The 209-nt window shown below is 67.0% G+C and carries 1 protein-coding gene; it reads left to right on the top strand.

All coding sequences use genetic code 11. The features are described from left to right. Positions 1 to 209, top strand: a 209-nt coding sequence (locus tag O2V63_RS20720; RefSeq protein WP_442929051.1) for a flagellin N-terminal helical domain-containing protein, incomplete at both ends; no start/stop codon positions are given.

The raw sequence follows: 209 nt of genomic DNA, 5'->3' as shown, positions 1-209 counted from the left end.
GTCACCGACAGCCAGATGAGCAAGTCGCTGGAGAAGCTCTCCTCCGGCTTCCGCATCAACCGCGCCGCCGACGACGCAGCGGGCCTGGCCATCTCCGAGGGCCTCCGCTCGCAGATCGGCGGCCTCAAGATGGCCGTCCGCAACACCCAGGACGGCATCTCGGTCGTGCAGACCGCTGAAGGTGCGCTCACCGAGACGCACAAGATCCT

Origin of the sequence: Modestobacter sp. VKM Ac-2977, from assembly GCF_026968045.1 — a bacterium.
In the GTDB taxonomy this organism is placed as follows: domain Bacteria; phylum Actinomycetota; class Actinomycetes; order Mycobacteriales; family Geodermatophilaceae; genus Modestobacter.
This window is presented reverse-complemented; position numbering and strand designations above follow the sequence as displayed.